Origin of the sequence: Mesorhizobium sp. CA8, assembly GCF_020164955.1 — a bacterium.
Taxonomy (GTDB): Bacteria; Pseudomonadota; Alphaproteobacteria; order Rhizobiales; family Rhizobiaceae; genus Mesorhizobium.
Genome location: NZ_JAIUHG010000031.1, coordinates 1 through 26504 on the forward strand (window position 1 = coordinate 1; position 26504 = coordinate 26504).

Annotated in this window: 28 protein-coding genes, 1 tRNA gene and 1 pseudogene; 15 read left to right on the forward strand and 15 right to left on the reverse strand. The window is 63.6% G+C overall.

Translation table 11 applies throughout. The features are described from left to right. The 3 genes and pseudogenes from LB553_RS26175 to LB553_RS26185 form a co-directional block, all read left to right on the forward strand. A partial coding sequence (locus LB553_RS26175) for a DUF6074 family protein (RefSeq protein ID WP_224517534.1) occupies positions 1–332 on the forward strand: 332 nt, incomplete at its 5' end. Positions 333–931: 599 nt separating this feature from the next. Then, the gene (locus LB553_RS26180; protein ID WP_224517536.1) at positions 932–1180 is read left to right on the forward strand and encodes a hypothetical protein; all 249 of its coding nucleotides are present in this window, start codon (positions 932–934) and stop codon (positions 1178–1180) included. Positions 1181–1756: 576 nt separating this feature from the next. Further along, positions 1757–2197: pseudogene (locus tag LB553_RS26185) on the forward strand (tyrosine-type recombinase/integrase); the annotation flags it as partial. 191 nt (positions 2198–2388) lie between these two features. Here the strand turns inward: LB553_RS26185 and LB553_RS26190 are convergent. Continuing rightward, positions 2389–2464, reverse strand: a tRNA-Ile gene (locus LB553_RS26190). 222 nt (positions 2465–2686) lie between these two features. On the opposite strand from LB553_RS26190, the gene LB553_RS26195 reads away from it, so the two are divergent. After that, on the forward strand, positions 2687–3397 hold the full coding sequence (locus LB553_RS26195; protein ID WP_224517538.1) for an SIMPL domain-containing protein: 711 nt from the start codon (positions 2687–2689) through the stop codon (positions 3395–3397). Between the two features lie 163 nt (positions 3398–3560). Here LB553_RS26195 and LB553_RS26200 read toward each other — a convergent pair whose 3' ends face one another. Together LB553_RS26200 and LB553_RS26205 are read right to left on the reverse strand one after the other, a co-directional pair. Continuing rightward, positions 3561–3914 (reverse strand): hypothetical protein, encoded by a 354-nt coding sequence (locus LB553_RS26200; RefSeq protein ID WP_224517540.1) that lies wholly within the window; start codon positions 3912–3914, stop codon positions 3561–3563. 285 nt (positions 3915–4199) lie between these two features. Then, positions 4200–4646: a YcgN family cysteine cluster protein gene (locus tag LB553_RS26205; protein WP_224517542.1), complete on the reverse strand. Its 447-nt coding sequence runs from the start codon at positions 4644–4646 to the stop codon at positions 4200–4202. 195 nt (positions 4647–4841) lie between these two features. Here LB553_RS26205 and LB553_RS26210 point away from each other — a divergent pair, with 195 nt between their 5' ends. Next, on the forward strand, positions 4842–7223 hold the full coding sequence (locus tag LB553_RS26210; protein WP_224517544.1) for an OmpA family protein: 2382 nt from the start codon (positions 4842–4844) through the stop codon (positions 7221–7223). Positions 7224–7640: 417 nt separating this feature from the next. Then, a complete protein-coding gene (locus LB553_RS26215) occupies positions 7641–8159 on the forward strand; it encodes a TIGR00645 family protein (RefSeq protein WP_224517546.1) in 519 nt (172 codons plus the stop codon). Positions 8160–8174: 15 nt separating this feature from the next. On the opposite strand, the gene LB553_RS26220 is transcribed toward LB553_RS26215, so the two are convergent. The 3 genes from LB553_RS26220 to LB553_RS26230 form a co-directional block, all read right to left on the reverse strand. Continuing rightward, positions 8175–9041 carry an SDR family oxidoreductase gene (locus tag LB553_RS26220; RefSeq protein WP_224517548.1) on the reverse strand — a complete coding sequence of 289 codons (867 nt, stop codon included), beginning with the start codon at positions 9039–9041 and terminating at the stop codon, positions 8175–8177. A gap of 106 nt (positions 9042–9147) precedes the next feature. Continuing rightward, positions 9148–9795, reverse strand: a complete 648-nt coding sequence (locus LB553_RS26225; protein ID WP_224517550.1) for a helix-turn-helix transcriptional regulator — start codon at positions 9793–9795, stop codon at positions 9148–9150. 8 nt (positions 9796–9803) lie between these two features. After that, entirely contained in the window at positions 9804–10679 is an 876-nt protein-coding gene (locus LB553_RS26230) for a S1C family serine protease (RefSeq protein ID WP_224517553.1), read from the reverse strand. 218 nt (positions 10680–10897) lie between these two features. Here LB553_RS26230 and LB553_RS26235 point away from each other — a divergent pair, with 218 nt between their 5' ends. Continuing rightward, entirely contained in the window at positions 10898–11845 is a 948-nt protein-coding gene (locus tag LB553_RS26235; protein WP_224517555.1) for a S1C family serine protease, read from the forward strand. Between the two features lie 13 nt (positions 11846–11858). Here LB553_RS26235 and LB553_RS26240 read toward each other — a convergent pair whose 3' ends face one another. Next, positions 11859–12284, reverse strand: coding sequence for a VOC family protein (locus tag LB553_RS26240; protein ID WP_224517557.1), 426 nt, complete (start codon positions 12282–12284; stop codon positions 11859–11861). 66 nt (positions 12285–12350) lie between these two features. Between LB553_RS26240 and LB553_RS26245 the strand changes: the two genes are divergently transcribed. Beyond that, a complete protein-coding gene (locus LB553_RS26245) occupies positions 12351–12977 on the forward strand; it encodes a TetR/AcrR family transcriptional regulator (RefSeq protein WP_224517559.1) in 627 nt (208 codons plus the stop codon). On the opposite strand, the gene LB553_RS26250 is transcribed toward LB553_RS26245, so the two are convergent. Then, positions 12919–13866 carry a LysR family transcriptional regulator gene (locus tag LB553_RS26250; protein ID WP_224517672.1) on the reverse strand — a complete coding sequence of 316 codons (948 nt, stop codon included), beginning with the start codon at positions 13864–13866 and terminating at the stop codon, positions 12919–12921. The genes LB553_RS26245 and LB553_RS26250 overlap by 59 nt on opposite strands. 115 nt (positions 13867–13981) lie before the next feature. On the opposite strand from LB553_RS26250, the gene LB553_RS26255 reads away from it, so the two are divergent. The 3 genes from LB553_RS26255 (at position 13982) to LB553_RS26265 (ending at position 15987) form a co-directional block, all read left to right on the forward strand. Further along, on the forward strand, positions 13982–14620 hold the full coding sequence (locus LB553_RS26255) for an FMN-dependent NADH-azoreductase (RefSeq protein WP_224517561.1): 639 nt from the start codon (positions 13982–13984) through the stop codon (positions 14618–14620). 95 nt (positions 14621–14715) lie between these two features. Continuing rightward, positions 14716–14934, forward strand: coding sequence for a hypothetical protein (locus LB553_RS26260; RefSeq protein WP_224517563.1), 219 nt, complete (start codon positions 14716–14718; stop codon positions 14932–14934). Positions 14935–15054: 120 nt separating this feature from the next. Then, positions 15055–15987 carry a 3-keto-5-aminohexanoate cleavage protein gene (locus LB553_RS26265; protein ID WP_224517565.1) on the forward strand — a complete coding sequence of 311 codons (933 nt, stop codon included), beginning with the start codon at positions 15055–15057 and terminating at the stop codon, positions 15985–15987. A 35-nt stretch (positions 15988–16022) separates the two neighbouring features. On the opposite strand, the gene LB553_RS26270 is transcribed toward LB553_RS26265, so the two are convergent. Then, positions 16023–16316, reverse strand: coding sequence for an HlyU family transcriptional regulator (locus LB553_RS26270; RefSeq protein WP_224517567.1), 294 nt, complete (start codon positions 16314–16316; stop codon positions 16023–16025). Between the two features lie 49 nt (positions 16317–16365). Next, positions 16366–17007 carry a TetR/AcrR family transcriptional regulator gene (locus LB553_RS26275; protein WP_224517569.1) on the reverse strand — a complete coding sequence of 214 codons (642 nt, stop codon included), beginning with the start codon at positions 17005–17007 and terminating at the stop codon, positions 16366–16368. Between the two features lie 177 nt (positions 17008–17184). Between LB553_RS26275 and LB553_RS26280 the strand changes: the two genes are divergently transcribed. The 3 genes from LB553_RS26280 (at position 17185) to LB553_RS26290 (ending at position 18174) form a co-directional block, all read left to right on the forward strand. Continuing rightward, positions 17185–17346 carry a hypothetical protein gene (locus LB553_RS26280; RefSeq protein WP_224517571.1) on the forward strand — a complete coding sequence of 54 codons (162 nt, stop codon included), beginning with the start codon at positions 17185–17187 and terminating at the stop codon, positions 17344–17346. A 181-nt stretch (positions 17347–17527) separates the two neighbouring features. Further along, positions 17528–17854, forward strand: coding sequence for a PspA/IM30 family protein (locus LB553_RS26285; RefSeq protein WP_224517573.1), 327 nt, complete (start codon positions 17528–17530; stop codon positions 17852–17854). Positions 17855–17913: 59 nt separating this feature from the next. Next, positions 17914–18174: a YiaA/YiaB family inner membrane protein gene (locus LB553_RS26290; RefSeq protein ID WP_224517575.1), complete on the forward strand. Its 261-nt coding sequence runs from the start codon at positions 17914–17916 to the stop codon at positions 18172–18174. A 78-nt stretch (positions 18175–18252) separates the two neighbouring features. Here the strand turns inward: LB553_RS26290 and LB553_RS26295 are convergent, their stop codons facing one another. The 5 genes from LB553_RS26295 to dnaG all read right to left on the reverse strand — a co-directional run bounded on the left by LB553_RS26295 (position 18253) and on the right by dnaG (position 24397). Then, positions 18253–18924, reverse strand: coding sequence for a PadR family transcriptional regulator (locus tag LB553_RS26295; protein ID WP_224517577.1), 672 nt, complete (start codon positions 18922–18924; stop codon positions 18253–18255). A gap of 138 nt (positions 18925–19062) precedes the next feature. Continuing rightward, positions 19063–19443, reverse strand: a complete 381-nt coding sequence (locus LB553_RS26300; protein ID WP_224517674.1) for a thiol-disulfide oxidoreductase DCC family protein — start codon at positions 19441–19443, stop codon at positions 19063–19065. Between the two features lie 60 nt (positions 19444–19503). Next, positions 19504–19797, reverse strand: coding sequence for a GYD domain-containing protein (locus tag LB553_RS26305; RefSeq protein WP_224517578.1), 294 nt, complete (start codon positions 19795–19797; stop codon positions 19504–19506). Positions 19798–20004: 207 nt separating this feature from the next. Next, entirely contained in the window at positions 20005–22032 is a 2028-nt protein-coding gene (gene rpoD, locus LB553_RS26310; RefSeq protein ID WP_224517581.1) for an RNA polymerase sigma factor RpoD, read from the reverse strand. 418 nt (positions 22033–22450) lie between these two features. After that, positions 22451–24397 (reverse strand): DNA primase, encoded by a 1947-nt coding sequence (gene dnaG / locus LB553_RS26315; RefSeq protein ID WP_224517582.1) that lies wholly within the window; start codon positions 24395–24397, stop codon positions 22451–22453. Between the two features lie 442 nt (positions 24398–24839). Between dnaG and LB553_RS26320 the strand changes: the two genes are divergently transcribed. Continuing rightward, positions 24840–26504 carry a Na/Pi cotransporter family protein gene (locus tag LB553_RS26320; RefSeq protein WP_224517584.1) on the forward strand — a complete coding sequence of 555 codons (1665 nt, stop codon included), beginning with the start codon at positions 24840–24842 and terminating at the stop codon, positions 26502–26504.

Sequence of the window (26504 nt, forward strand, 5' to 3'; positions counted from 1 at the left end):
GGCGACGCGGTCTTGGCGAATGGCTTGGGCCGCGCCCCTTAAGCTTCTATTTCCTTTCGATCGATAGGTTCGGCGTGCAACATTTGCGGGTCATCCGGTCCATGTCGGTATATGCCTTCCCAATTAGTCGAGAACTTCCCGCCATTCGAATCGTGGCGAACGCAATTGCTCGCCTTCCGAGTGACGAGGCAGCTACGCTCTGGCGGGAAACTGCTACGCATCTGCTTTCGGTCGCGACCGAACGGGGCCAAGACGCCAATGATGCGCGCGCTGAGGTCCGGCGCTTCTTCGACGCCGTTCAGGCGGCCTTGCTCTGCAGCGTACCCGCCTAGCCGCTGCCTCTCCGGCCCGGCCCGCGACCCGACAATAAGCCTGCCTTCCGCGATCGCAGCAAGGGCCGAACTACAGCCGCGCGCCATTCATCATTCATTCATAATATCAGCAGATTCTCACGAGCGGGCATGCTGATGCTCCTCAACTGCAACACCAGACTGTCGGCAGGCTGCGGATTCGGGTGGCGGCGAAACAGACACGGGCGGGGGGAGGAGGACTGACCAAATGTCGAATAGAGAAATCGGAACATCCCGTTTGCTCGGGATGCGTGTCGCCGATCTGCAGGCGCAAAGCTGCCGTACGTGCCGTGGATAGCTTCGGGTCAGACTCTCACGTCCCTACAGGTCTTAGCGGCATCGAGAGAGGCCCATCGCGCCCGACACTGTAGAAAAATCGCATGGTCTCCGACCGGGGGAAAGGCGGTAGCGCTCTCCCGACTCGAACACCTGAACTCACATAACCATCCTATTTATACGCCGAGACCGCAATTTGCCGCAGTGCTAGATCGGTGCCCTTCCGGCGGAGGTTGATGCACTCTAGATCCTGATCTCTGAACAGAAGTCCGTGCACTAGGCGGACATATGCCGGCGGCGAGGTCATGAAAAGCGATTCCCTTCCCTACCCTCCTCGGGGTCTCTCACGTGAAGAGGCCGCTCGCTATGTCGGCGTAGGCGTAACCAAATTTGACCAAATGGTCGCCGACCGCCGCATGCCAAAGCCGAAGAAAATAGATAGTCGTGTAATCTGGGATCGCCTCAAACTGGAGGCCGCGTTCGCCGATCTCCCCGGCGACGATGAAGAGAATATTGTCGACTTTCTCTTGCAAGGGAATCATCGTCGAGAATAGTCTAGGCCCCTGATGGAACAGCGCCTGAAAGACAAATATCCGGGCTTGTCTTCCTACAAGGATCGGCATGGAACGACGCGGTGGCGCTACCGCGTCAACGGACGTCTGGTGACGCTGCCCGCCCCGAACGATGTAGGTTTCAAGGAAGCCTACCAAGCCGCGGTCGAGGGCCGGAAGATCCACAAAGCGCAGGTTGTAAGGATGCCGGGTGCTGCCTTGCCGGGAACCTTCGGTGCGGCGGAGCAGAGATTGAAAGCATCGGTCAAGTGGCTCGCCCATGATGAGAGTACGAAATTCAAGAACAGCCGTCTGATCGAGGAATTTCTGGGCCTGCGGGTTGTCGATGACCATCCCCTTACATGGCGCGATGTGCCCGTTAAGAACCTGCGGCGAGTGCACGTCGAGGAGCTTCTGGGACGCTTCATCGCGACACCACACAAGGCTAAGCACCTGCTGGTTGCGATACGCAAACTCGTCAATGTCGCGATACGCCTGGAATGGATCGAAATCGATCCCACCGCAGCTGTGGAATGGCGTCCCGCCTACACAGGCTGGAAGGCTTGGCCAAGCGAAGCAATGCAGAAGTTTGAACAGCGCTGGCCGCTCGGCACGGCTGCGCGTACCTGCTATGGCCTCGCGCTTTGGCTGGGCAATCGTCGCGGCGATGTCGCCGATTTGCGATGGGACCAGAGGGTCACACGCAGGGTCATGATCGATGGCGAGGAACGTCAGTTCGACGGCTTCGACATCACCCAGGGCAAGAACAAGACCAGGACCGGAGGCAAGCGGCTTTTCGTTCCGATTACACCGATGCTTGCCGAAATCCTCGATGCCACTGACAAGCGGGGCGAAACGGTCTTGGTCACGGCTTATGGCCAGCCCTTCTCCGCCAAATCCCTGACCGGCACCATGGCTCATTGGTGCAAGCTCGCCGGGCTTCCGAAAGGGCTGACGCTGCACGGACTGAGAAAGTCGCTTGGCGTTTATCTCGCCGAGGCAGAGGCCTCAACCAGACAGCTCATGGATGTGCTCGGTCACGACGATATCGATCATGCCGAACTCTATTCGCGCGAGGCATCGCAGGTTCGGCTGGCGGTCCAGGGGATGGATCGAGTCGTGCGTCTTGTGACGCGCAAGCCCATGCTTGGCGAACCTCTTGGCGAACCTGTTGGCGAACCTGCCCGTAAGCCATTGATAAATAACGATAATGGTGGGCCCGGAGGGACTCGAACCCCCAACCAAGCGGTTATGAGCCGCCGGCTCTAACCATTGAGCTACAGGCCCCACGCGGGCTGGCTTAGTGTTTTTCGCTCGTCCGCACAAGGCTTTCGAAAGCGCTGGCGCAAAACGCCAAAATCAGCCCATATTCGCGCCGTAGAGCGGCCTGCGCCTCTATGGCGCGAAACAGGTCCGGCCCTTGCGCCGCACTGCCGGGAATCGATGCCTTTTTGCGGGTCGAGGCAGATGTGGATCGGGGCTGCGGACCGCAGACTTCGAGGAGTTTTCATGACCAGACATCTTTTGCCCATCGCGCTCGCTGCCGCGGTCGCGTTCCCGGCGCTGGCAAGCGCCGCCGACACCCAGCCTCCGCCCCGCATCATCGTGTCCGGCGAAGGCGAAGCGACGGTGGCGCCGGACATGGCGATCCTTTCGCTCAGCGTCATGCGCGAGGCCAAGAGCGCGCGCGAAGCGCTCGATGCCAACAACGACGCCATGGCGGCGGTGATCGCGGCGATGAAATCCGCAGGTATTGCCGAACGCGACCTGCAGACCGCCGGCATACAGATCAACCCGCGCTACAACTACACCAACAAGGCCGACGGCAGTCAGGAAGCCGAGCTCGTCGCCTACCAGGTGACCAACACGCTGTCGGTGCGCGTGCGCAATGTCGACAAGACGGGCGAGATCCTCGACAAGGCGGTGTCGCTCGGCGTCAATCAGGGTGGCGGCATCACCTTCACCAATGACGATCCGAAAGCGACGATCACCGAGGCGCGCAAGAAGGCGGTCGCCGACGCCATGGCCAAGGCAAAGACGCTTGCGGAAGCGGCCGGCGTCAGCCTGGGCAAGGTGCTCGAGATCACCGATCAGAATATCGCCCCGGTACCGATGCCTATGGCGGCCAAGTCTTTCGATGCGGCCCGTTCGGCCGTCCCGGTTCAGGCCGGCGAAAACTCCTACAACGTCCAGGTCACGGTCACCTTCGAGCTGAAGTAACGATCGGGTCGGCGCGCAGGCGTCGCAGGCGACACGCAAAAAAGCCCCGGAGGATCGGTCCTCCGGGGCTTTTTTCGAGCCGCGCCTCATCTCGAGGGGCTCCGCTATCCTCGCAGAGGATCATCCGCATAGACGATCCTCGCAAAGGACCGTCCTTTCAGCCTCAGCGATAGATGATGGGGCAGCCGCGCTCGTTGGCGAACACCACCACCACGCGGTCGCCATACTGGCGGCCGACAACCTTCACCGTGCGGCGGCTGATGTCGACGATGCGGGCGCGGCGCAGACCCATGCGCTCGGCTTTGTCGAGGGCGCGGTCCGGCGAACAGCCGCGCCAGTCGCGGTCGCGGCGCCAGTCGCGGCGGTAGCCGTCATCATCGCCGGTATAGATGCCGAAACGCGGGTCATGCCTGTCCCCGAAACCGAGATAGAGGCTGTCCGCATGCGCCGGAATGGCGGCCAAAGTGCCAAGCCCGACAAGGGCCGAAAGGGCTGCCGTCTTAATCGTGTTGAACATCGTCTTCTCTCCTTATTGTGGGCTGTCGCCCATAGAACCGATGATTGGAAAATGCCTTTTTGCGTCTGAACCTTCCGCGAACCGGTCATTCATGTCCGGTTCATATAAGCGCGAACCCGCCAGGGTTCGTCGCTCGTCGCCAAAACGCTGACCCCCTCAGCTTCTAACGCGAACCCGCAGGATTCGTCGTTCCTCGTCAAAAGCGCGTCCCATCAGGGTTCGTCATAAAAACGCGAGCCCGCTAGGGCTCGTCGTCAAAACGCGAACCCGCCAGACGCGAACCGGTCACGGTTCGTCGTCAAGTATATAATCAAAGTAGTCGTCCGGCTCGGCCAGATCGGTTTCCTTGGCCTTCACACGGCCCTGGATCGAAATGCCGGCTTCGTGCACGGTCGCAGCGCTTCCCGAGACAAGCCTGTGCCACCAGTAGAGATCATGGCCCTCGGCGATGAGCCGGTAGGCGCAGGTCTTTGGCAGCCAGGTGATGGTGCGCACATTCTGCGGCGTCAGGCCGACACAATCAGGCACGCGCGCCAGACGATTGGCATAGTCGGAGCAGCGGCAGTTCTCGGCGTCGAACAGCCGGCAGCCGACGCTTGTCCAGAAGATCTCGCCCGTATCCTCGTCCTCGAGCTTCGACAGGCAGCATTTGCCGCAGCCGTCGCATAGCGATTCCCATTCGGCCGGGGTCATCGCTTCAAGCGTCTTGGTTTTCCAGAATGGCGCGGTCATTCTGGTGGATTTGGCCCTCCGCAGCCTTTCGGTCAAGCGTGCGATGACGGGTGACCCAGTATCAACATTAGAAAAACACGAAATTGCCTTCAAAAGGCCGGCCAGGCATCCTTGGCTGGCGCCAATGCCCGGCGGAACCAATTGCGGTTGACGAAAGTTTGGGCAGGGATGGGACCCCACTAGGAGAAAATCGATATGAAACGCCAACCACGGATTCTGGCGGGCACGGCAATCGGCCTGCTTATGGCATCCGCGCCGTTGGGCGCGTACCCGCTGCAGGGGGGTGTCACTTCCGGCGGCCTGCACGGCGCGCCGCTCGTCCTGGCTCAGGCCGCTTGCGCCGAAGGCCAGTCGGCCGAGGAATGCGCGCAGGGCGGAGCCGAGCAACCGCGCAAGAAGAAGCGCGAACAACAGCAGCAAAGCGAATCGGCGCCCGCCACCGAACAAGCAGCACCTGCCGAGTCCGAGCAGAAGCCGCGCAAGAAGCGGCAGGAGCTGCAACAGATGCAGTCCGGCCAGTCAGATGAGGCTGCACCGGCCGAGCAACAGCTCAAACCGCGCAAGAAGCGCGACCAGCAACAGCAGACCGAGTCGGCCCCGGCCGAACAGGGCGGCCAGCCTGCAACTGAGGAGCAGCAGCTCAAGCCGCGCAAGAAGCGCGAGCAACAGACCGAGGCGGCTCCAGCCGATCAGGGCGGTCAGCCTGCAACCGAAGAGCAGCAGCCACGTAAGAAGAAGCGCAACCAGCAGGCCGAATCGGCGCCGGCTGAGCAACCGGCCGAGCAGGCCGCCCCGGACCAGCAGCAACAACTGCGCAAAAAGAAGCTCAATCAGCAGCAAAGCGAGACGGCTCCGGCCGGGCAGGCCACCCCCGACCAGCAGCAGCAACTGCGCAAGAAGAAGCTCAATCAGCAGCAGGGCGAGACAGCTCCGGCCGAGCAGGCCGCCCCCGACCAGCAGCAGCAACTGCGCAAGAAGAAGCTCAATCAGCAGCAGCAGGAAGCCGTACCCGCGGAACAGCCGCCAGAACAGCCGGCAAATGACAACCAGCCCGGCAAGCAGCGCAAGCAGGCTCAGCAACCTGCCGAGCAAAATCAGACCCCTGCCGAACAGACGCCAGCAGGCCAGGGTTCTCGCAAGCTCAAGCCGTTGCCGGTTCCCGGAACCGCGCAGGCACCTGCCGAGACCGAGCAGGCGCCGGCTCAACAGGAACAGCCATCGAACCAGAACAAGAGGCAGGCCAAGAAACCGCTGGGCGAGCAGCCCGCAACCGGGCAGCAGCAGCCTGCCACTGGTGAACAGCCGGCCAACAATCAGCCTGCCAACAACAACCAGCCCGAAAACGGCGGCAATGCCGCGCAGGGCGCGGCGCCTGCCAACCCGAACGAAGCACCTGTCCTCGACAGCCAGAAGGATGCCATGCGCAGGCACAAGGGCCGCCAGCCGGCCGGCCAGAACGAGACTGGCCAAGCCGGCGCTGAACAGAGCGGTAATCAAGCCGAGCAGCAGGGCGGCAATCAGGCCGGGCAACAAGCCGGCCAACAGGCGCAGAGGCCGGCTCCAGTCGATCAGGGACCGCCGCCCACCGACGACAAGTCGGCGCAGCAGGCAATCAAGCCCGAAAAGATCGTCCCCGTGGACCAGGAGAAAGGCAAGCGGATCGAGCTTACGCCCGACCAGGTTGTCCGCGAGCGCCGCCGGCCGCAGGGTGCCGACGTGGTGAAGCAGTTCGGTGACCGGGTGATCCTGCAGTTCAACAACCAGACATTCGTGGAAAGCAACGAAGCTCCTCGCATCACCCGCGGCGCCAGGGATGTTTACTACGAGGATCTTTCGGACGGCCGCACCCGCGAAATCGTGGAGCGCGACAACGGCGTGAGGATCATCACCATCCGCAACCGTAATGGCGACGTCATCCGGCGATCGCGCATTACATCGGATGGCCGCGAATATGTGCTGAGCTATGTCGACGAGCGCTACTATAACGATGTCGACGAGTGGCGCGATCCCGGCGACGACCTGCCACCGATGCGGCTCGACATCCCGCGCCGGGACTACATCCTGGATTCGGAGGAGGTCCAGGATCCGGACGAATACTATACCTTCCTCGAGCAGCCTCCGGTGGAAAGGGTGCAGCGCCTCTACTCGATCGACGAGGTCAAGCGCTCGGCCCGCGTGCGCGACATCGCCCGGCGTATCGATCTCGACACGCTGAACTTCGATTTCGGGTCGGCGACGATCTCCGACACCGAAGTGCAGAAGCTCGAAGGCGTGGCCACCGCCATGGAAAAGCTTCTGAAGAAGAACCCGGCGGAAACCTTCCTGATCGAGGGCCATACCGACGCCGTCGGCACGCCGGACGCGAATCTCGCGCTGTCTGACCGCCGCGCCGAGGCGGTCGCCGAAGCGCTCACCAACGCCTTCGGCATCCCGGCCGAGAACCTCACCACGCAGGGCTATGGCGAGGAATATCTCAAGGTGAACACGCCCGGTCCGAACCGCGAGAACCGGCGTGTCGCCATCCGCCGCATCACCTCGCTCGTGGCGCCGGTGGCCAGCAACAGCGAGCAACAATGAGCGTTTGATTTCAAGGTCCTGCCCGGATTTTCGGAATCAGCGCGCAAGAGAAAGGCCCGTCCGCTTCGGACGGGCCTTTTCCTTGCCGCCTCAAGAGGAATTGTCCTGCTTGACCCGCCCTGCTCATTGAATCGCCGCATTGCGGCACCCAGATTCTGTGTAGGGCGTTCCCTGCCCTGTCCCGACTCCAGCGGGACACACTGAGCCCCGCCGGGTCCCCTCCCCGGCGGGGCTTTTTGTCTTGAAAACCGGCTTCATCTGGCCGAAATACGGCCCAGAGCAATTCTAGGAAAAGTGTGAAGCGGTTAGGCTCGGCGCGCAGCCTTCCGTCCGGAATTGCGTCAACAAAGAGATAGATCGGTTCGCCGTTTCGGTGAAACGGTGAAACGCTCTATCGCAACTTGACCGGAAGCCTTCATGAAGCGTCTCGAACTCGCCATCGAATCCGTCATCCTGGCCTCGCGCTGGCTGCTGGTCGCCTTCTATCTCGGGCTCGGCCTGGCGCTGGCGATCTACGCGCTGTCCTTCAGCAAGAAGCTCTACGAGTTCGTCATGAGCGCCTTCACGCTCGGCGACACCGATACGATCCTGAAGATGCTCGGTCTGATCGACGCGGCGCTTGTCGCCTCGCTGGTGGTGATGGTGATCATCTCGGGTTACGAGAATTTCGTCAGCCGCTTCGACGAGCAGGACGGCGAGGTCCATTGGCTGGGAACGATCGATGTCGGCTCGTTGAAGGTCAAGGTCGCCTCGACCATCGTCGCCATCTCCTCCATCCACCTTTTGCAGGTGTTCCTGAATTCGGTGTCCTATACGACCGACCAATTGATGTGGCTGACCATCATCCATCTCGCCTTCGTCGTCTCGGCGCTGATGCTGGCCTATATCGACCGGGTGATGGCGCTGGCGAAGGGTAAGAAGGCCGAGGTGGATTGAGGCGGACCCGGTCCGTCAGTAGATCCTTTTTACCCTCGTCTGCGAGTTCGCGAACACCTCGTCGGGGACGAAGAAGTCGCCCGCGAGCTGATCGGCCGCGCCCGGCGCATAGATCGAAAAGTCCGTCACGCCTTCGGCGCGCAGCACCTCTTCGTCGATGTAGAAATTGCCGGTCGCCTCGCGCGACGGACGCAGGAAGATCGCGTGCGCGGCGTCGGCCATGATGTCGGGCGAGCGGCTCATCGCAGCCACCGTGGCGCCGCCCAGAAGATTGCGCACCGCAGCCGTATCGATGGTCGAGATCGGCCATAGCGAATTGACGGCGATGCCAGCTGCAGCGAACTCGGCGCTCATGCCAAGCGTGCACATCGACATGCCGAACTTGGCCATCGTGTAGGCGACATGGTTCTTGAACCACTTGGCCTTCATATCGAGCGGCGGCGCCAGATTCAGGATGTGAGGGTTCTCGGCCACCTTCAGGTGCGGAATGCACATTTTGGAGACCAGGAAAGTGCCGCGCGTGTTGATCTGGTGCATCAGGTCGTAGCGCTTCATGTCGGTCTCCAGCGTGCCCGTGAGCTGAATGGCGCTGGCATTGTTGACGCAGATGTCGATGCCGCCGAAGCGCGCGACGGTCCTTGCCACCGCATCGGCTACCTGGGCCTCGTCGCGGATGTCGCAAAGCACCGGCAGCGCCTTGCCGCCGGCCCGCTCGATTTCTTCCGCCGCGCTGTAGATCGTGCCCGGCAGCTTCGGATGCGGCTCGGCGGTCTTGGCCGCGATCGTCACATTGGCGCCGTCGCGCGCCGCGCGCAGCGCGACCGCCAACCCGATGCCGCGCGATCCGCCCGAGATGAACAGCGTCTTCCCCTTGAGCGACATGTCTCGCCTCCCTCTTCAATTCGGGAGGCAACTTGCGCGGGCGATACACTTGGCGCAAGAGCCGAAGGGGCGGACCGAAGTTACGCAACGTCGTGCGCGGATAGGCTCAGACCAATACCAATCCTTGCCGCATCGCGATCGCGATGGCGTCGGTGCGGTTGGCGGCGCCGAGCTTGATCAGGATGGCGGCGACATGGAACTTCGCCGTGTGCACGGAAATGTTGAGCCGCCGGGCGATGACCTTGTTCGGCGCGCCTTCGGCGAGCAGCGCCAGCACCTCCGTTTCGCGCGGCGACAAAGCCGGGCGCGCCTGGTTGTCGTCAGGCGTTTCTTCCTCGGCAAGCTCCTCATGATGGAAATCGCCATGCGCGACCTCTGACCGCCCAGCCCTGTCGATGCGGTAGCCGGAGGCCGCGAGACGCGCTGCGGCGGCGATCAGCAGGCCATCTGCGGAGATAGGCAGCACGGCCAGCGCGTTGTCTACTACCCGTTCGCTGCCCACACGCCGCGAAAGCAGGACAATGGGCGTGGCCGAACTGACGACCCGGCTTTCCAGCCCGGCCTCGTCGGCGATGGCGACATCCGCCATTTGGCCGACGCCGCTTCCAGCCAATACCGGCAGCAGATCGTCACTGGCGGCAAGCGCATCTGCAAGCTGCTCGGCGCGCTGGGCATCGCCGAGCGCCACCAGCACCGTCAACCGATGGGCCGACGGTTCCGGTCGTGCAATCGCTTGTGCTGCGCTGTTTGTCATCAGCCCTCTCAGTTCAGCGGCTTCTCGCCGATGGTGATCGACACGTCGCGTTCGGCGCCGCCGCTCGAAACACCGAGCGTAACGGTTGTGCCGGCGCTATCCGGTCCAAGCTTGCGGATCAGCTCGCGCGGACCATGCACAGCCTCGCCGTTCCAGGCGACGATGATGTCGCCGACATGCAGGCCGGCGGCCTTGGCCGGGCCGCTGTCGTCGAGGCTCATCACCATGGCCCCTTTTGTATCGCCATTGCGGATCGGATGCAGCCCGGCGCCGAGATAGCCGCGCGCGACATGGCCCTTCTCGCGCAGCGTCGCGACAGCGCGCTCGATCGTCTCGTAAGGCATGACCAGCGCGCGCCGGCGCGGTCCGAACAAAAGCATGCCGATCAAGCCACCCTTGGCGTCGAGCACCGGCCCGCCCTCGAATCGCCCGCCGGTGTTGATGGCGAGGTTGATGCGCCGGTCGATCGTGCCGCCGCGCATCGAGCGCCAGGCCGGCCCGACCTCGCCGATCGTGCCGAACACGGCAAGCGCGGCGCCATCGCTATTGCCCGCGGCAATCGCCAGATTGCCGGGCCGCACGGCGCCGGCCTGGGCGAGTTGCGGCAAACCGTCAGCGCCAGAAGCCGGTTTCAGCAGCGCGACGCCCGTCGACGGATCGCGGCCGACGAGTTCCGCCTTCACGGTCTCCCCGGACGCCAGCGTCAATTCGATCTCTTCGCCGGCTTCGACCGCCTCCTCGGCGGTGACGAAATAGCCGTCGCGCCAGTGGAAGGCGCTCGCGGTGCGGTGATGGTGCGTGACGAAACTCCCCAGCGCGGGGGCAGCGGTGGCCGCGACATCGGCGATCGCGTCGGAAAAGGCACTGAGATTGAAGTCGCTCATAAGACTGTCTCCTGGGTTCGGTGACCCAGATATCGCTCCGTTGCGGCACCGGGGGTACTCGCCTGACGGCTAGTCGCCGGCCGGACTGGCCACATGGTCAGGTCGCGGCTGCCGAGCCCGCTCCGCACATATATACTGCGTGTCGCCCATAAGTGCTGTGCGGTTTTGGGGCAACGACCGCGCCAAGGAAAAACATCATTCCACACGGGAATACGCCGATGGCTTTCGCAGCCGAAAAACTTCCATCTGACGACATTCTGCTCGATGCCTATTCGGCATCCGTGGCCGACGCCGTCGACCGCATTGGACCGGCCGTGTGCCGTATCGAGCGCATAGGGGCCGGCGGCCACGGCTCCGGCTTCGTCATCGCGCAGGACGGGCTGGTCGTCACCAATTTCCATGTCGTCGGCGACGCGCGCGCCGTGCATGTCACCATGCCGGACGGTGCTTCGCGCGAGGGTCATGTGCTTGGCCGCGATCCCGACACCGACATCGCGCTCGTGCGCGCCGACGGCAGCTTTGCCGACGTCGCGCCGCTCGGCGATTCCAAGCGCCTGCGCCGCGGCCAGATCGCGATTGCGATCGGCAATCCGCTCGGTTTCGAATGGACCGTCACCGCCGGCGTCGTCTCGGCGCTCGGCCGCTCGATGCGCGCCTCGACCGGCCGGCTGATCGACGACGTCATCCAGACCGATGCCGCACTCAATCCCGGCAATTCGGGCGGACCGCTGGTGTCGTCGGCGGGCGAGGTGATCGGCGTCAACACCGCCATGATCCACGGCGCGCAGGGCATCGCCTTCGCGGTCGCCTCCAATACCGCCAATTTCGTCATCTCGGAAATCATCCGCTTCGGCCGCGTGCGCCGCGCTTTCATCGGCGTTTCCGCCGACACGACCAACCTGCCGCGCCGGGCAGCACTCTTGTCGCAGGTGACCACGAACACGGCAGTGCGCCTGCGCAGCGTCGAGAAGGACGGTCCCGCCGCCAAGGCCGGGTTGAAGGAAGGCGACGTCATCGCGGCAATAGACGGCCGGCCGGTCACCGGCGTCGACGACCTCGTGCGCATCCTCGACGCCGAGCGCATCGGCCGCGAGACGCTCTGCACGGTCGTGCGCCGAACCGGCGTCAGCCAGGTGACGGTGACGCCGGTGGCGCGGACGAGCTAAGATCGCCGCTGGCCTAACTCCCGGCCACGCCCTCGGCATATTGCGCCAGGAATTCCTCGCTTGGCGGGATCGGCTTGATCACATCGATCAGCACGCCATTGGGATCCCTGGTGATGAAGTGCCGCTGGCCGAACGGCTCGTCGCGCAAGCTGCGCAGGATCGGCAGGCCGGCGGCGACGACCCGCTCATAGACAGCGTCGGGATCGCGGACCTCGAAATTGATCAGCAGGCCCGATGTCCGCCCCCGCCCTTCTTCCGGTATCGTCTCATGGTCGCCCTGGACGATGCCGAGGTTGACGCGCCTGTCCTCGCACGAGCGCAGATGGACATACCAGTCGCTCGCAAACAGCGGCTCGAAGCGGAAATGCTCGACATAAAAGTCCGCGGTGCCTGCGACATCGTCCGTCATCAGCACCGGATAATAGCTGGTCGTCTTCATCTTTCCTTCTCCTCTCATCCAACATACAGTCTGTATGTAAATGCAAATAACATACAGGCTGCATGTATGCAACAAGGGTCCGAACGCCGCTCCAACCGCGACCGCACCGAGGCGACGCGCGCCGATCTGATCCGCGCGGCGCGAAAGCTGTTTACGGAAAAATCCTATGCCGAGACGGGCACGCCGGAGATCGTCGCCGAGGCCGGCGTGACGCGCGGCGCGCTCTACCATCACTTCGCCGACAAGCAGGCGCTGTTCGCGGCAGTGGTCGAGCAGGAAGCAGCGGCCGTTGCGGCCGAGATCGACCATGCCTCGCCGCCTTCGCTGTCCGCGCGCGACGCGCTGATCGCAGGCTCGGACGCCTATCTCGAGGCAATGCAGGCGCCCGGCCGCACGCGGCTTCTGCTGCTCGACGGGCCGGCCGTGCTCGGGCGCGCCGCCATGGACGAGATCGACAACCGCCACGGCAACCGCTCGCTGCGCGAAGGCCTGGTCGCCGCGATGCGTGCGCAAGCAATGATCAGATTGCCGGTCGAGGCGCTGACCGCTTTGCTGGCGGCCGCCTTCGATCGGGCAGCTCTGGCTATCGAGGCCGGTGGATCCGCCGCGGATTACCGCGCGGCGCTGATCGCGCTCATGGACGGCTTGTCTGCGGCCCCTCCTCCGTCCACACGCCCGGCTCCGTCTCGTTGAAGCAGCCAAGCTGCCGCTTGAACTCATCGATCAGCCAAGTCGCTGCCGGCTTGGGGCTGCGGTCGTTGCGGTGCATGGCGTACATCGGCGAACGGACTTCGCGGTAAGGCTCGAGATCGAGCTCGACCAGCCGTCCGCTGGCCAGGTCGTCGGCGATCAGCCAGCGCGGCAGGCCGCCCCAGCCAAGCCCCTCGCGCATCAGCGCGTGCTTGGTGCGCAAATCCGTCAGCCGCCAAGTGCGATAGGCAAACACGCCATAGTCGCGGCCGCGCGTCCGCTCCGACTGGTCGGTGACGACAAGCTGGATGTGCTCGCGCAGATCCTCGATCCCGACCGGCTTCGGCAGCTTCGCCAGCGGATGATCGGGTGCGGCAGCCGGCACCAGCGAGATGAAGCCGATGCGCAGCAGATTGACATCGGCATCGCCTTGCAAGCCGCCGAAGCCAAGATCCGCCTGGCCGTTGACGACCTGATCGACAATCAGGCCGAGAGAGCCAATATAAAGCCGGAGCATGACCGCCGGGAATTGCGCCTCGAAGGCCTTGAGCACCCGCACCAGCGCCGGTGAGGGCAGCGCCACGTCGACAGATATCGCCACTTCCGCTTCCAGCCCTTGCCGGTAGCCGTCGGCACGCGAACGGATGCGCTGCAGCACGCCGATCATGCGCCGCGCATCTTCGAGCATCGCCTTGCCGACATCGGTCAGTTGCGGCTCGCGCACGCCTTCGCGTTCGAACAGTTTCAGGCCGAGCTGCGCTTCGAGATTGGCGATGCCGTAGCTCACCACCGACTGCGCCCGATTGAGCTTGCGCCCCGCGGCCGAGAAGCTGCCGGTATCGGCCACTGCCACCAGGATTTGGAGTTGATCTAGGGTTGGGTTTGGTTGCACGGCCATGCCATCCATTTTTTTGATGGATTGTATACATATTATGCCAGTTATCCTGATGGGACAGCAATCCCATATTTGGGCGGAAAGTTCAATCCAACCCGAAGGGGACACCGCCATGTCTATTCTTCTCGTCACCTCCAGCCCGCGCGGCGCCGCTTCGCACTCGACCCGCGTCGCCACGGATCTTGCTCAGAAGCTGCTTGCCGCCGATCCGTCCAATACGCTCGTCGTGCGCGATCTCGTCGCCAATCCGCTGCCGCATATCGATCCCGACTACGCCACCGGCATCTACACGCCGGCCGAAGCACGCACGCCGCGCCAGGCCGAGGTCGTCGGCGTCTCCGACGCCGTGCTCGACGAGCTTTTCGCTGCCGACACCGTGATCCTCGCGACAGGCTTCATCAACTTCAACATCTCCTCGACGTTGAAGTCCTGGGTCGACCACGTCGCCCGCTCCGGCAAGACCTTTGCCTATGCCGAAGGCGGCCCGAAGGGCCTCGTCAACGGCAAGAAGGTCTATATCGTGCTCGCTTCCGGCGGCATCTACTCCGAAGGCGCCGCAGTGCAGATGGACCATGCGGTTCCGTATCTGCGCAGCGTGCTCGGCTTCCTCGGCATGACCGATGTCGAAATCATCCGCGTCGAGGGTGTCGGTATGGGCGCCGACGCCGTCACCGCCGCGCTTGCCAAGGCTACCGCCAAGGTCGACGCGATCGCCGCCGCCACGGCTGACCAGGTCGCCGCCGCGGCCTGACCGCCGATGCCGGAAATAAAAGAGGCAGGCGCCCGCCAGCGCCCGCCTCTTTTTTGCATTTTCGCCCCCTACGGCGGCGGCAGCACCACGGCTGGATGGCGGTCCTCGCGCAGGACCAGCCTCACGGCGCCGAGCGCGATCCGATATCCTGCTCTGCCGACAGCGATCCGCCCGCCGCCAGCGCAAACAGCTGGAACGACTTTTTCTTCCCCCTGGTCCTGACCACCTCCGACAATTTGAAGACACTGCCGCAAGGGCTGACCGTGTTCGTCGGCGAATTCACCACCGACTGGGGGTGCTGTTCACCGGGCTGACACTGGCGGCACCGCCGATTAGCTTGCTCGACATCGTGCTGTCGAAGCAGTTCATTTCCGGCATCAAAGTAAGGCGCGGTTAAATAGGCGCAGTCCAACAACGAAGTCAGGGCACCAAAAGTGGCGAACCAGAACAAGATCATCATCACCTGCGCGGTCACAGGCTCGATCCATACGCCGTCAATGTCGCCGCATCTGCCGGTGACGGCGCAAGAGATCGCGACCGCGGCCATCGAGGCGGCCGAGGCAGGCGCGGCGATCGTCCACCTCCACGCCCGCAACCCGGTCGACGGGCGCCCAGACCAGTCGACCGAGGCCTTCGCCCCGTTCCTGCAGATCATCAAGCAGCGCTCCAACTGCGTGGTCAACATCACCACCGGGGGTGCGGCGACGATGAGCGTGGAGGAGCGCGTCAGGCCGGCCAAGATGTTCGCGCCCGAAGTCGCGTCGCTCAACATGGGCTCGATGAATTTCGCGCTGTTCCCGATGCTGGAGCGCTTCAAGACATTCGAGCATGACTGGGAGCGGCCCTATCTGGAATCCTCGCGCGACCGCATCTTCCGCAACACCTTTGGCGACATCGAGCACATCTTGCGCACCTGCGCCGACAACGGCACGCGCTTCGAGATCGAATGCTACGACATCGGCCACCTCTACACGCTGGCGCATTTCGTCGAGCGCGGCCTGGTCAAGGCGCCGTTCTTCGTCCAGAGCGTGTTCGGCATCCTCGGCGGCATCGGCACCCACCCGGAAGACGTCGCCCATATGAAGCGCACCGCCGACCGCCTGTTCGGCAACGACTATCACTGGTCGGTGCTGGGCGCCGGCCGCCACCAACTACCGATCGCCACGCAGGCGATTGCGTTGGGCGGCAATGTGCGGGTCGGCCTGGAGGACTCGCTATGGATCGGCAAGGGCAAGCTCGCCCGCTCCAGCGCCGAACAGGTGACCAAAGTGCGCCAGATCATCGAAGGCCTCGGCGCCTCGATCGCCACACCCGACGAAGCGCGGCAGATCCTCCAGCTCAAGGGCGGCGACAAGGTCGCGTTCTGATCAAGGAGAAGCTGGCCGGCGCAGCCGAAGTACCTTCAGCCGAACATCCGCTCGCCCTGCTCGTCGACGAGCTGGATGCCCTTCTTGATCGAGATGTCGACAGCGTCGTCCAGCCCGGCGAAACGGTCGGCGCGGATGAAGCGGTGCTCCTTCATCACACCATCCACTTCCTTCGAGACGACGCCGCAGGTCTGGTACTGGCCCTCGGCCTTGTAGGGCGTCGCGCTGATCAGGAATCCCTTGTGCTCGACCTGCTTGGCCGGCTTGGCGCTGCCGGTCTCCGTTGCTTCGCTACCGCCGCCCCCAAAAAGCTTCTTCAGAAAAGACATTTTCAAAACTCCCATTCACGCGGGCACCAAGGATTGGCGGCGCCCCTTGTTACGCAGGCTTTGCGTCAGCATGCGCGAATGCGCCGCCGTGTTCCAGCCCCTTGACGAAAACGCCGACCAGAAGCTCGATCTGACGCCAGATCTCCTCGGCCTGCCTGCTGTCCGAATTCGCCACATAGCCGCTGGTCACAATGCCATGCACGCTTGACCACAAGGTCCGGGCCGCAAGCGCGCGGCGGTCGTCGTCGAGGCCGAAATCGCCTGCCTTGAGCACGCCGGCGACGATGTCGAAGAGTGCGTCGAGCAGCGCGTCATAGGCATCGGGGCCCGGCCGCGTCGCCCGGCGGCGGTTGAACGCAAGCACCGCCGGCCAGCTGCCGGGATGCGCCTCGACGAAGCGCACATAGGCCGCCGCCATCGCCAGGATGCGGTGCCGGACATCGGTTACCCCTTGCCTTTCGAGATCGGCCATCGCCGCGATGCCTGTCGCGCCGAGCCGGTCGAGCAGCCGCATGTTGACGGCGCGGTGCACCTCGTCGAGATCGGCAAATAGGTTATAGACGGATCCGACCGAGATGCCGGCCTGCTCGGCAATGGTGCGCGCTTTCAGGTTGTCGGCGCCGCCCTCGTTGAGCAGCGCCTCGGCAATGGCGAGCACCTTCTCACTCATCTCTTCCTTGTCCAGCGCCATGCTTCTTTCTTGTCCTTATGTCCGAAGTCGGCAAGCCCGGCCCGGGATTCATTCCGTTGCCTGCGTTTACCATGTGCGGCGCTACATGAACAGCGTTCAAAATAGCCCTTGAACAACGTTCATTTCCTGTTATGTTGAGCTTGTGAACAACGTTCACGAAACAGGGAGAAGAAGACCATGCTTAGCCTGATCAAGACATTGCTGGACGGCGCCAGCGCGCGGGCCGAGGACAATCTGAAGGATCGTTTTGCCATCGACCTTCTGGCCCAGCGCACCCGCGACGCCGAGGCGGGACTCGCCGCCGCCAAGCAGACGCTCGCCTCGCTGATCGTGCGCTAGCGTACCGAGCAGACCAGCCTCGACCGCCGCATCGCCGATCTGGAAACCCGTACCCTCAGCGCGCTCTCGGCCAACAACCAGGCGGCTTGCCGAAGGCGGCGCTTCCGCGATCGCCGAGCTCGAGAACGAGCGCGAGGTCCGTCGCGCCGCGGCCAAAAGCCTGGGCGAGAAGACCTTGCGGATGCGTCTGTCCGTAGAACAGGCGCATCGCCGCATCATCGATCTCGACCAGGGCATGATCTCGGCCCGGGCGATCGATGCCGAACGCAAGGCGCAGTCGCGCCTCAACCGTTCGATCGGCCGCACCACGAGCATCAACGAAGCGGAGGAACTGCTGGCCCGCATCAAGGAAAGCAGCGACCCGTTCGAGGAAGCCGGCATCCTCGACGAAATCGATGGCGAACTGCGCCACGAGGCGATCCGTGAGCACCTCGCCGAAGCAGGTCATGGACCGGCCACCAAGGTACGCGCTGAGGACGTCCTGGCGCGCCTCAAATCCCTGAACTGAACCCGCTATTTCCGAAACAGATCAAATCCCGAAACAGACCAAATCCAAGGAGCAATACGATGAACGGCAATCAGACCTATATTTTGTTCAACACGGTATCGGTGGGCGCAGCCTACTTCATGCTGGCGCTGTCGCTGTGGCTGGCGCCGGTCGACCTCTCGACCAAAGGCTACTGGGCGATGGGCGTGCTGCTGCTCACCGGCAGTCTGGTTAACCTGGTCAAGTACCGCACCGACGAGCGGATCGCGGCCGAGACCACCGCCAAGATCGAGAAGGCGCGCAACGAGAAGCTGATCAGCGGATATGTCGGCAAGGAATGATCCCCTGCCCTTGCGGTCGCGAACTGAATGCAAAAGCCCGGAGCGATCCGGGCTTTTGGAGCTTCCTATGAGAATGTCTTAGCGACGAGCCAAGGCCTCGATCGCCTCGGCGGCGTCTTCCAGGATGCTGATCGCCTCGGCCTGCTTGTCTTCCGGCGCGTCGGCGATGTCGCCCAGCGCGGCACGCAGCCGGTGGCGCAGCGCGCGGAACCGGTCGCGCGTTTCCGAACGGCCGCGGCGCCCCTCGTCCTTGTCGTCGCCCCAGCCGAACCATTCGCGCGCCGCGGCCATCTTGCGGCCGAAGCGCTCGAGATGATCGAGCACGCTGTCGATCATCTCGCGGTTCTCTTCGAGATGCGCCCTGCCGGCCTCGGTGATCGAAAACACCTTCTTGTTGCCTTCGCTCGAGGATACCGCATAGCCCGCCTCTTCCAGGAAGGTCAGCGTCGGATAGACCACGCCCGGGCTCGGGCTGTAGATGCCGCTGGTGCGCTCTTCCAGCGCCTTGATGATGTCGTAGCCGTGGCGTGGCGCATCGGCCAGCAGCGACAGCGTGATCAGCTTGAGATCCCCGTCGGCAAGCATGCGCCCAGCGCGGAACATGTCGCCCGGGCCGCCGCGTCCGCCGCCCCTGCCGCCATGGCCGAACGGGCCAAAGCCGCCGCCGCTGCGGCCGCCGAATTTGCCGGCCATATGCATGAACATGCGCTCGCCGAAATGGCTATGCCCGAAGTGACCGTGTTTGTGCATGGATTGCTCCTTGAGTTATATCTTACGATACATCTTACGTAAGGCTAACCGTGCTCGAAGTGAAGATATATCTTAAGATGTATCGCAGCCTTGGCCAAGAGCTGCCCGTAATGCACGGAGAGGGTAGGAGCAAGCCGCCTACCAATGGCCCTTGCGGCGGTTCCAGGCATAGAGAAGGTCCGCGAAGCGGTCATAGGCAAAGCGCGTCAAGGGCAGCGCGATCGGGTTGCCGAACAAGCTCGCCAGCCATTCCTCGCCCGGCGTGAGCCGCCAGACCGCGATCGCCACATCGGCGCCGACCAGCAGTCGCCCGCTGGCGTCGGTCGCATGCAGACGCCGGCGGATATCCTCGAGCGAGGCGCCGAAGGCGGAGAGCGCCTCAGGTTCGAAATTAATGTCGCGGAAGTCGACGCGGCCAGCCTTGACCGCCTCGATGAGCCGCCGCTTCTGCCGGTTGATGCCGGCGTCGCACACCGGACAGCGTGTGTTGTACCATACGGTCAGCAACGGCTCGGGCATGGCGCGACTATCGGGGATGCGGCGCGGCTTCGCAACAGCCACGCCGCTTCCTTCAGCCAGTTACCCGAGCGAGCTGATGATCTCGCGATAGGCGAATTCCGGAAACGCCTTCATCGTTCGCGTTTTGACATTGCCGCCCGAAGACAACAGCAGCGCGAAGCGGGCAAGCACTGCATCGTCCGGCGCTTCGACGATGGCGACCATGTCGCATTCGCCCATGGTCAAGTAGAATGATTTGAAGGAGCCGCCCATTTCCCCCAGCAGCTTCTTGGCGGCATCGAGCCGCTTCGGCGACTCCCGAACATTCTTGGCGCCGAGCTCAGTCCAGTTGATCAATATGATATAGGTCGTCATGGCACACCTCCCACCGGGAGCCACGGAGCGCGACGCCTGGCCACTGCGACCGGCGCCGGGGCGGGCATCCGGCTTGTCGCCCACAAATGCATCCGACCCCGGAATTATCCTCCTGTCGGGCAAACCCGGCAAGGCGGCATGAGAGGCAGCCGAAAAACGCAAAAGGGCGCCGAGACGCCCTTTCGATCTCGTATGATTGCGTTCCGCTCAGCTGTCCAGGAAGCTTCTGAGCTTGCGAGACCTGCTCGGATGCTTGAGCTTGCGCAGCGCCTTGGCTTCGATCTGGCGGATACGCTCGCGCGTCACCGAGAACTGCTGGCCGACTTCCTCCAGCGTATGATCAGTGTTCATGCCGATGCCGAAACGCATGCGCAGGACGCGTTCCTCGCGCGGCGTCAGCGAGGCAAGCACCCGTGTCGTCGTCTCGCGCAGATTGGCCTGGATCGCCGCGTCGATCGGCAGGATCGCCATCTTGTCCTCGATGAAGTCGCCGAGATGCGAATCCTCCTCGTCGCCGACAGGCGTTTCGAGCGAGATCGGCTCCTTGGCGATCTTCAGCACCTTGCGCACTTTTTCCAGCGGCATGGCGAGCTTCTCGGCCAACTCCTCCGGTGTCGGCTCGCGGCCGATCTCGTGCAACATCTGGCGCGAGGTGCGCACGATCTTGTTGATCGTCTCGATCATGTGCACCGGAATGCGGATGGTGCGCGCCTGATCGGCGATCGAGCGGGTGATGGCCTGCCTGATCCACCAAGTCGCATAGGTCGAGAACTTGTAGCCGCGGCGGTACTCGAATTTGTCGACCGCCTTCATCAGGCCGATATTGCCTTCCTGGATGAGATCCAGGAACTGCAGGCCGCGGTTGGTGTATTTCTTGGCGATGGAGATGACCAGGCGAAGGTTCGCCTCGACCATTTCCTTCTTGGCGATCGCGGCCTCGCGCTCGCCCTTCTGCACCTGGTTGACGATCTTGCGGAATTCCAGGATCGAGATCGCCGTTTCGGTGGCGAGGTTCTGGATCTCGGCGCGCAGCTCCTTGATCGTGTCCTTCTCGTTCTTGGTGAATTCCTTCCAGCCGCGCGAGGTCAGGTTGGCGATCGAACGGGTCCAGTTCGGATCGAGCTCCGAGCCCTGATACTCCTTGAGGAATTCCTCGCGGCGCACGCCATAGCTTTCGGCGAGGCGCAAAAGCTTGCCCTCGTTCTGCACCAGGCGCTTGTTGATGTCGTAGAGCTGCTCGACCAGCGCCTCGATGCGCGCGGAGTTGAGCGACAGCGACTTCACCGCCTTTATCAGTTGGTCTTTCAGTTCCTTCAGGCGGCGGTCCTGGCTGGGCGAGAGCGTGCCGGCAGCGGCCAGGCGGTTCTCGACCTGCTGGTCCTGCAGCTTGCGGAGCTTCTTGTAGGTGTCGGCGATGACGTCGAGCGTCTCCATCACCTGCGGGCGCAGTTCCGCTTCCATTGCGGCCAGCGACAGGCTCGCCTCGTCCTCGTCGTCTTCCTCTTCCTCCAGCCCGCGCGTGTCGCCGCCGACATTGGTGATGTCGTCTTCTTCCTCGCGAGCCGCCACGCGGCCGCGCGGCTTCTCCTCGGGCTTGGCCGCTTCCTCGACGCGTTCGACCACAGGCGCCTGCTTGGCCTCGGGGCCGGCATAGGTCGCTTCGAGGTCGATGATCTCGCGCAGCAGGATCTTCGATTCGTTGAGCTCGTCGCGCCAGATGATGATGGCCTGGAAGGTCAGCGGGCTTTCGCACAGGCCCGCGATCATCGTTTCGCGGCCGGCCTCGATGCGCTTGGCAATGGCGATTTCGCCCTCGCGCGACAGAAGCTCCACCGAGCCCATCTCGCGCAGATACATGCGCACCGGGTCGTCGGTGCGGTCGGTCGGCTCTTTCTTGGTGGTCGTGGTTGCAACGGCGGTGCCGGTCTGCTCGGCAAGCTCGTTGGCGTCTTCCTCGGCGTCGGCGGCCGGCTCGGCTTCGGTCTCCTCGCCCACCTCGTCGTCCTCGACGACGTTGATGCCCATGTCACTGAGCATCGCATTGATGTCTTCGATGCGGTCCGGATCCGTCTCTTCCGAGGGCAGCACCGCGTTGAGCTCGTCGAGCGTGACATAGCCGCGTTTCTTCGCGGCTTTGATCATCTTCTTGACAGCATCGTCGGAAAGGTCGAGCAGAGGGCCATCGGTGGCGCCTTCGCGTTCGGTCTCGACCTCTTCCTTTTCCTTTGTCGCCATTCTTTGTCGTCTCCAAGCGGCCGCTATCGAGGCCGCGTAAACTGTCGGACCGGTTTGCCGGATGTGCGCCGGAACGCTTTCTACCGATCCGGCAACCGCGTCATCTCTTTTTGTTTGTGCATGTCGCCCAAAACCGGCTTTCCACTTTTGGGCGACACGCATTAAGTCCAGCTTAACCGTGATATCTGGAGCAGGCACTTTGCCTGTCCAGCCATCACCAGTACCTCACATCGCTCAAATTTCCCGCCGACGCCGGGCACGGTTAACGTTTCGAATCGTCCTGATTCCGCCAATCTGCCAGAAGGTCAAGCGCCTCTGGCATGATTCGCATGAAAAAAGCGAATCAATTACCCGACTTAGAGGCGTCGATTCGACGCGCTGCGCATTTCATTTCCATTTCAATGGCTGGTGTTCGGCCTCAAACGCGGCCAACCCTGCCCGATGAAACGCCGAACCCTTCGATCAGCGCTTCCGTTGCCTGCACATCGTTGAATTGCGCTTGAATCTCGACGAGATGCCGGAAGTTTTCGTCCGAAGGGTCTGCATCGAGCGCCGCCTGCGCCTGTTTCAGCTCTCTATGTAATGTGCGGGCGCTACGCTGCAAGTGCATCGCCTGGTTGAAGGCGTCGCGGGCGTCGTCGAGCGCCGCGGTTTCGAGCGCCGGCCATTGCCGCGCGCGCTTAATCAATTCCACCGCCCGCTCCCAGATGCCGCTGCATCCGGCGCGCTCGATGGTGGCGATGACCGCGCCGCGCTCGTCGGCCGCGTCATGCGCCATGGCGTCGAGAATGGCCGCGTGCAGCTTGCGCAAATCCGAATTGGCGAGGTCGAGGAATTCGACATGCGCGAAATTCTCGTCGATCAGCGCCGGATGGTTGACCAGGGCCACGATGATCGTCGCCTCGCGCACCGACATGCCCTCGCCGCCACGCTTGACCAGCACCGACTGGCCGAGGCTTTCGGTTATCGCGATGCGGCCGCTTCCGCCCTTGGCGAACTGCCCGCCAGGTGCCGTGGCCTTGCCCGGGCCGCGATCTCCCGGCCGGCCGCCATCCTGCCGGGCCTGCCTGGTGTCGCGCTGGGCGCCAAAGAAGCTCCGCACCCGTTCGCGCATCACCTGTTGATATTCGTAGCGAACACTCTCGTCCCGGATACGGCTGGCGAGTTCACCCAGCCTTTTTCCCAGCTCGGCGCGTCGCTCCGGCGTTTCGAAGACGCCGCCAGCGGTCTCCCGCATCCACAGAAGGTCGACAAGCGGTCGCGCCTCCGCCAGCACCGCCCGGAAGGCATCCGGCCCTTCGGCCTTGACCAGGTCGTCCGGGTCCTTGCCTTCCGGCAGCAGCGCAAACTGTGCCGAGCGCCCGGCCTGGACGGAGGGGAGCGCCAGATCCGCAGCACGCCATGCCGCTTTCAACCCGGCCTTGTCGCCGTCGAAGCACAGCACCGGCTCCGGCGCCATGCGCCACAGAAGCTCGAGCTGGTTTTCGGTGAGCGCCGTGCCGAGCGGCGCCACGGCGTTCTCGAAGCCGGCCTGCGCCAGCGCGATCACGTCCATATAGCCTTCGACCGCGATCACCGTGCCGCCTTTTGCCAGGGCTTTGCGGGCGCGCGCGAAATTGTAGAGCACGTTGCCCTTGTGGAAGAGCTCGGTCTCCGGCGAGTTCATGTATTTGGCCAAGGCATCGGGCGCCAGCGCCCGTCCGCCGAAGGCGATGATCCTCCCGCGCGAATCCGGGATCGGAAACATGATGCGGTCGCGGAACCAGTCATAGGAGACCGGAATGTCGTCGCCGTGCCGCACCAGGCCGCAGGCCTCGATATCGGCCTTCGGCACGCCCTTGGCGGCAAGATGTTCCTTGAGCGCGTTGCGGCTGTCGGGCGCATAGCCCAGCCGGAACGATTGCTGCGTTGCCGGCGTCAGCCCGCGGTCGCGCAGATAGGCGCGGGCTTTGGCACCCTCGGCGCTCTGCAGCCGCTCCTGGAAGAAGACCGTCGCCATTTCCATGACGTCCGTCAGGCTGGCGCGTTCCTTCTCGCGCCGCTCCTGCGCTTCGTCCCGCACCGGCATCGGCACGCCGGCCATTTCGGCGATCTTCTCGACCGCCTCGGGAAAACTCATGCCGTCGAGCTCGGTGAGGAATTTGAAGTGATCGCCCGAAACCGAACAGCCGAAGCAGTGGTAACGGCCCTTCTTGTCCTCGCAATGGAAGGACGGGCTCTTCTCGCCGTGGAACGGACAGCAGGCCCAATAGTCGCCGCGCGACGCATTGGTCTTCTTCCTGTCCCACGCGACGCGCGTGCCGATGACCTGCGAAATCGGCACACGGTCGCGTATCTCGTCGAGGAAGGCGGGCGGAAAGCGCATCGGGGAAACTCGTTTGCCCTCCATATAATCAAGCCGCCCGGCGACGGCGACTCTGGTTGGCCCATCGTACCCGCTTTTCACAGACGAAAAGAAGGCGGCCGGGTGACCGCCTTCTGAGTTTCCGGGTTGTCGCGGATTACCGCGCGGTGACCGCGCCGAAGATGAATAGTTTCCGAGGCTTGCGCCGGCCGCTTCAACAACGCTTCGGATCGCCCCGACCACGCGCCCTGGCGTCGGCCGCTATGAGGCGAAGCGCGGCCGCCAGGCGCATGCAACCAATGCTTCCACCATTCATTTCCGACATGCGCCGTCGAGCCGAGACGATCATCGCATCAGAAAAATCTATTATTCGGCTAATCTTAACTGGTATATTTCGACTCGTTGAAATGACTAAGATTCGTACCCCTCTCCGCACCGCCGGTGCCAACTCGCGAGTTCGGCTGTGAGCGGCTCTGTCGTCCTCCTGCACCTCGCCGGCGCGGTGGCGCTGATGCTGTTCGCCACCCGCATGGTCAAGACAGGGGTCGAGCGCGCCTACGGCGACGTGCTGCGACACAGGCTGCGCGCCACCATGCGCAATCCGATCATGGCGGTGCTGGCCGGCTGTGGGCTGGCGATCGCGCTGCAGAGCTCGACGGCGGTGACGCTGCTGGTCGGCTCCTTCGCCGGAGCAGGTATCGTTTCGGGCGCCGCCGGGCAATTGGCAGTGCGCGGCGCCGAGATCGGTTCGGCGCTGGTGGCCAAGCTGCTCACCTTCGATCTCACGCTTCTGGTGCCGCTCTGCCTGATCGCCGGCACGGTCATGTTCATGGCCACCGAGCGGCGCGACTGGCGGCAGATGGGCCGCATCCTGATCGGCGTCGGCCTCCTGATCCTGTCCCTGGAAATGATCGGCCAGGCGTCGGAGCCGCTGCGCAACAGCCAGTTGATGCCGCTGATCATCAATTATTTCTCGGGTGATTCCGTCACCACCTATCTGTTGGCCGCGCTGGTCACTTGGCTGTTCCAGTCAAGCATCGCCGCGGTGCTGTTGATGGCGACGCTGGCGGGCCGCGGGCTGATCACCCCGGAGCTCGGCGTGGTCCTGGTGCTCGGCGTCAACCTTGGCTCGTCGCTGATTGCGCCGATGCTGACGCGGTCGGCACCGCCGGAGGTGCGCATCGTGCCGATAGGCAACCTTTTGATGCGCGGTCTCGGCTCGCTGATCATGCTGGTCCTGATCATGACCTTCAGGCCGGATGTCGCCTTCCTTGGCAAGACCGCCCCGGATCAGATCGTCAACGCCCACATCCTGTTCAACGTGCTGATCCTGCTGGCCGGACTGCCGCTGGCCGGCCTCGTCTACCGCGCTTCCGAAAAGATCGTAGCGCTGGGCAGCAAGCCTCAACCCGCCGCCGCGCTCGAGGTCGTGGAGCTCTCGGCCCTCAACGAGAGCGCCCTCGACACGCCGAGCCAGGCGCTGGCCAACGCCACGCGCGAGGTGGTGCGGGTCTGCGAGACGGTCGAGATCATGCTGAAGCGCATCATCGAGCTTTACGAGGATGCCGATCCCGCCAAGATCAAGGCGCTTGCCGCGCTCGACGACCGCGTCGACAGGAAGCACGCCGCGATCAAGCTCTACCTCGCCAAGATCACCAGGAATCCGCTGACTGAGGACGAGGCATTGCGGTGCCAGGAGCTGATCGGCGCCTGCGTCAAGCTGGAGCAGGTCGGCGACATCGTCGTGCGCAACATGCTGGTGCATGTCAGGAAGAAGCTGGAGCGTGGCCTGGAATTCACGCCTGAAGGCTGGCAGGAGCTTTGCGCCTTCCATTCCTCGGTGCTGGCCAACGCGCGCCTTGCCTTCAACGTTCTGGTCTCGCGCGACCCGGAAACCGCCAGGCAATTGGTTCTGGAGAAGGACCTGCTGCGCGAGCGCGAGAAGGAAACCAGCGCCAGCCATTTCCAGCGCCTGCGCGAAGGCACCGCCAAAAGCGTCGAGACGAGCTCGATCCACCTCGACACGATCCGCGACCTGAAGCAGATCAACTCGCTGCTTGCCTCTATCGCCTATCCGGTGCTCGAGGAGCGCGGCCTGCTTGGCGGCTCGCGGCTGAAGGCGAGCTGA

Coding starts and splice junctions, on each gene's coding strand:
- LB553_RS26180 (WP_224517536.1), top strand. CDS start 932: ATGAAAAGCGATTCCCTTCCCTACCCTCCTCGGGGTCTCTCACGTGAA.
- LB553_RS26195 (WP_224517538.1), top strand. CDS start 2,687: ATGACCAGACATCTTTTGCCCATCGCGCTCGCTGCCGCGGTCGCGTTC.
- LB553_RS26200 (WP_224517540.1), bottom strand. CDS start 3,914: ATGTTCAACACGATTAAGACGGCAGCCCTTTCGGCCCTTGTCGGGCTT.
- LB553_RS26205 (WP_224517542.1), bottom strand. CDS start 4,646: ATGACCGCGCCATTCTGGAAAACCAAGACGCTTGAAGCGATGACCCCG.
- LB553_RS26210 (WP_224517544.1), top strand. CDS start 4,842: ATGAAACGCCAACCACGGATTCTGGCGGGCACGGCAATCGGCCTGCTT.
- LB553_RS26215 (WP_224517546.1), top strand. CDS start 7,641: ATGAAGCGTCTCGAACTCGCCATCGAATCCGTCATCCTGGCCTCGCGC.
- LB553_RS26220 (WP_224517548.1), bottom strand. CDS start 9,041: ATGTCGCTCAAGGGGAAGACGCTGTTCATCTCGGGCGGATCGCGCGGC.
- LB553_RS26225 (WP_224517550.1), bottom strand. CDS start 9,795: ATGACAAACAGCGCAGCACAAGCGATTGCACGACCGGAACCGTCGGCC.
- LB553_RS26230 (WP_224517553.1), bottom strand. CDS start 10,679: ATGAGCGACTTCAATCTCAGTGCCTTTTCCGACGCGATCGCCGATGTC.
- LB553_RS26235 (WP_224517555.1), top strand. CDS start 10,898: ATGGCTTTCGCAGCCGAAAAACTTCCATCTGACGACATTCTGCTCGAT.
- LB553_RS26240 (WP_224517557.1), bottom strand. CDS start 12,284: ATGAAGACGACCAGCTATTATCCGGTGCTGATGACGGACGATGTCGCA.
- LB553_RS26245 (WP_224517559.1), top strand. CDS start 12,351: ATGCAACAAGGGTCCGAACGCCGCTCCAACCGCGACCGCACCGAGGCG.
- LB553_RS26255 (WP_224517561.1), top strand. CDS start 13,982: ATGTCTATTCTTCTCGTCACCTCCAGCCCGCGCGGCGCCGCTTCGCAC.
- LB553_RS26260 (WP_224517563.1), top strand. CDS start 14,716: ATGGCGGTCCTCGCGCAGGACCAGCCTCACGGCGCCGAGCGCGATCCG.
- LB553_RS26270 (WP_224517567.1), bottom strand. CDS start 16,316: ATGTCTTTTCTGAAGAAGCTTTTTGGGGGCGGCGGTAGCGAAGCAACG.
- LB553_RS26275 (WP_224517569.1), bottom strand. CDS start 17,007: ATGGCGCTGGACAAGGAAGAGATGAGTGAGAAGGTGCTCGCCATTGCC.
- LB553_RS26280 (WP_224517571.1), top strand. CDS start 17,185: ATGCTTAGCCTGATCAAGACATTGCTGGACGGCGCCAGCGCGCGGGCC.
- LB553_RS26285 (WP_224517573.1), top strand. CDS start 17,528: ATGCGTCTGTCCGTAGAACAGGCGCATCGCCGCATCATCGATCTCGAC.
- LB553_RS26290 (WP_224517575.1), top strand. CDS start 17,914: ATGAACGGCAATCAGACCTATATTTTGTTCAACACGGTATCGGTGGGC.
- LB553_RS26295 (WP_224517577.1), bottom strand. CDS start 18,924: ATGCACAAACACGGTCACTTCGGGCATAGCCATTTCGGCGAGCGCATG.
- LB553_RS26300 (WP_224517674.1), bottom strand. CDS start 19,443: ATGCCCGAGCCGTTGCTGACCGTATGGTACAACACACGCTGTCCGGTG.
- LB553_RS26305 (WP_224517578.1), bottom strand. CDS start 19,797: ATGACGACCTATATCATATTGATCAACTGGACTGAGCTCGGCGCCAAG.
- rpoD (WP_224517581.1), bottom strand. CDS start 22,032: ATGGCGACAAAGGAAAAGGAAGAGGTCGAGACCGAACGCGAAGGCGCC.
- dnaG (WP_224517582.1), bottom strand. CDS start 24,397: ATGCGCTTTCCGCCCGCCTTCCTCGACGAGATACGCGACCGTGTGCCG.